Source organism: Pseudomonas fragi, from assembly GCF_002269505.1.
Classification (GTDB): Bacteria; Pseudomonadota; Gammaproteobacteria; order Pseudomonadales; family Pseudomonadaceae; genus Aquipseudomonas; species Aquipseudomonas fragi_D.
Genome location: NZ_NQKQ01000049.1, coordinates 1 through 3,817, shown reverse-complemented (window position 1 = coordinate 3,817; position 3,817 = coordinate 1). Strand labels below are relative to the sequence as shown.

Below are 3,817 nucleotides of genomic sequence, written 5' to 3'. Positions count from 1 at the left end.
CAAGGACTCAAGTGTTTGTATTGGGTAGACATGGCAACACCTTACATCAGGTGTTGCACTTGTTCCTTGAGACCGCCAAGTCGACAAATCCCCTTGCGCATTGATGGCGCCGACTTCAATCGAGTGCCGATTATTACTGGTAAGCGATCCTTGGGCATTACCGCCATTCGTACGATTGTTGCCCCCGGCAGTTACAATAATCGTCCCTAAACCACCTCGGCCATTATTGGCAGCATAGTGAGCATTAGCCGTTAACGAACTGGCGGTATTGATCAGGCCTTGATGCAGATTGCTGATGGCAAAGTCATTTTCGAACCCCCAGCTGTTGTTCGCAATGTCATAACTGACCATATGACCGAGCGCAGTCAGATCGTCACCCTTGTTGGCCAGGTAATAGCCACCCAGCGTCGCATCATAGGCAACCCCGATACCTCCAATACCATTTTTAGCACCTACCATGACCCCGGCAACCATCGTGGCATGGTTGGACACAAGGTTTGGCAATGCGCCATTGACTTGCTGAGTCTGTAGCCAGGCTTTATCAACATTAGCGGCTAGGTCTGGGTGCTTTATGTCAAAAACCTCAGGGGCAACTGCAAATTCACCGCCTGGCTCAAATTGACCAATGCGCACACCTTTGCCGGTGTAGTCCTTCCACACTTCAAGCACATGGGTGTCGCTCAGATACCACTGTTGCACGGCCAGCGGGTCAAGTGGCACCTCAGGGGTGAGCAGGACGACATTAGCGCGCATGGGAGCTGACTGCCCGGTTCCCAGATTGACAACCATGGCTGAGGGATTACCGGCCCCATCGACAACCCCATATTTAAAACTGATCAATCCCGTGAAACGCGGATCAGGCGTAAACAGTACATCACCTTGGCGAGTAAGACTGACCGTACCACCGACTGCATCGCCGACACTGGCTATGCCTAAGGGACCTGAACTATTAAGCGGCTGGTCATTGGCAAGCAGACTGGCGGCAGAAATAAGGTGAGCCCGTACGCGATCAAAAGCCCTGCCAGTCCGATCAACAGACAACACATCAGCCACTGGCATGGCATTGGGTAACTCAAGGTCGACTGCAGATATATCCGCAAAATTGAGCTTTTGAATATTCTTCAGCGTAACGGTGCCGTCACGCCCAGCTAATGTATCTACAACCTCATAGCCAGTAGCAGTGCGGGTAATTTTATAATCACCATGGTTGCCATGCAGAGCGACAATATTAATGCCACCGTCTCCGTCAATAACTGCATTACCACGCCCGACTTCAACGACATCATTACCTGCACTGCCGTAAATAATGTCTGCCCCACCGCCTGCATAAATAATACTTCCGCCATCAGAGGCATAAATAGTGTCGCCGTTGGGGCCAGCATAGATCACAGCCTTACCACTGCCGCCGTAAATAATGTTATGCCCAGTGCCACCGACTAACACATCGTTGCCTGCGCCACCTATGAGCATCGAGTCGCCCGAGCCACCTTTGAGAAATACGCTGGAACCCCCCCCACTGATAAGGACATCGTTGCCACGCCCACCCTGAGCGATAGTCAGCCCGGCCCGGGCCATATTCAACGCTACGCCTTCGTCCCCCACGACAATGGCTGTGTCACGACCTCCATTACCGTGGATATTTTCCATGCTGTCCGAGGCGCTAATCACAAAAACATCGTCACCGCCTGAACCGTTGTAAACATTGCTGCCTCCACCCCCCACCAGCCAGCTGCCTGTTGTGGCTGCATTCAGGGTGTCATCACCTTCGCCGCCATACAGGTTGTTAACACCCAACTGAGTGGCATCCAATGTTTCACCCGTCAGGCTATGGCTTGCGTAAGCGCTCGTGGTCGAACCTTCTGAGGTTGATATCACCTGTGTACCGGATGCCTGTGCAAGCAACGTACTGCTAACAGGGTCTCCCAGAAAATCGACCGCGAGCGCCTCCTGGATTTTGCCCTTGATCGTAAAAGTGCCTTGAACCAGCACTCGGTTGCCATCACGAACCTCGGTGCTGGCATTCGTATCCCGCACATTGATTTGCGTAAAACCCAGTTCAGCCATGGTTTTAAGTTCACCTGCATCAGTTTTTGCATCGTGGGATACATCCACCCAGACACGTAACTTGCTCCAGATCGGGTCATGGTGATCAATTACACCATCAGTATTGCTGTCTTCGCTGGCTAAAGCGGCAAAGCCATCCTTGAACCGAGCCTCACCGGCAGCACCGCCTACACCAAACTTGCCAGCGTAATATTCAGAAAACATCTGACTAACGTCTTTGATCTGGCCACTGCCGTCGTCAACCACCAGCATTCCGGTGCTGCGATCAGCCCAGCCAGTGCGTTTGAGCGTGCCGCTGTGATCGGTGTCAAACAGCACGCCATCACGAAGATCTGTCATCCGCACACCCTTACCGGTCAAATCCAGCAGCAATGGATCGACGTAAGTGTTCACCGTTGTCATCGCCGCAAGACCATTGAGAGTAACGGCATTCAACAGGCCAAAATCCGGCTTGCTGCTGGTGGGGCGGTCAAGATAGAACTGGGAGAGATAGCTATTGGGCCGTGCATTTGGGTCGGGTTGTATTTCCCCTGGACGTATCCCACCTGTCGCCAGACTGCCCATTTGGGTTGAGGTAAAATCCGTTTTATTTAACAGACCATCTTTAAATGAAATGCTGTGCGTCGGTAAGTTTACGGCAAAGCCATTGCTTACATCTTGGCGGGATTGGGTTTCGTCCTGGATGGTTTGTTGGGGTTTTGGGGAGGGCGTGATGTTGATATCAATTAACTGTTGAGGGGTTAATTCAACAGGGGTATCGACAGTATTGGGGAAAGCCCTGTAGAGGTTGTCGCCAATCCATTTATTTACATTCCTTGATAATTTCCATAACGGCACTTGATCAAATAAGGAATCCCTGTCCATATATCGCTTCAACCCAGCAACATTCTGCATAAGTGCGAAGCCAAGATTTTTAGCGTATTCAACGCGACCATCACCAGTGACTTGTACAAAGTCTTGCCCAAGACCGAACGGTGACGGTAGTTGATCACCGAGGGTGCCGGGCCAGTTCCACTGCTGCAAGCCGAACCCCCTGACGGCGGCATTTACATCTTCTCCAATTATATCTTGAGGAGAAATAATCGCGCCTGACCTTATAAAGGTATTAGCCACATCTTCGGCCAAACCATCAGATACAACTTGAAATCCAGCATCCGATAATGGCCTTCCGGTAGTAGCAACAGCAAACTGTATTGAACCACGAACCATGTCACTAAAAAAACTTCGATCATTGGAATTTATTGCCCGCGCCGCAGATAGCCAGTTAGCTGTTTTTTCCCACTCGCGCACTAACGAATCATTAGGCGATAGAGCTATTCTATCAACGACTACTTTATGTAGAAAACTATACATTGCAGGATACTTTTTGTTGCTCCGCAGTACAATCAACTGCGCCAACTGCTCCGAAGTCAAATTTATCACACTCATACACACCCCTACATAATTATAATTTTATTTATTAAATCGATCACAAAATCATCCATACGCCTCAAATCCTCATGCATCAACGTGTATTGATAACTAACTCTTAGCTTCTCATTAAACACATGATGCGCACGACGGGTATATGACCCATCCGACACTGCGACCGGACTACCATCACTTCCTATGAATCTTCTAAGTATACGACCTCCATCTTTATACGCCACCACTCCACCCCTTGAACTTATAGGCTGGGCGGTCTCAAGGAACAAGTGCAACAGTCAGTTAATTTTTCTGAGCATGCTAATCACGAAACTGGGCATTCCCGCCT

The 3,817-nt window shown here is 50.1% G+C and carries 1 protein-coding gene; it reads right to left on the bottom strand.

From position 1 onward, the window contains the following. On the bottom strand, positions 1 to 3,492 hold a 3,492-nt coding region (locus CJU81_RS23355; RefSeq protein WP_254924923.1), incomplete at its 3' end, for a cadherin-like domain-containing protein. Between the last annotated feature and the right edge of the window lie 325 nt (positions 3,493 to 3,817).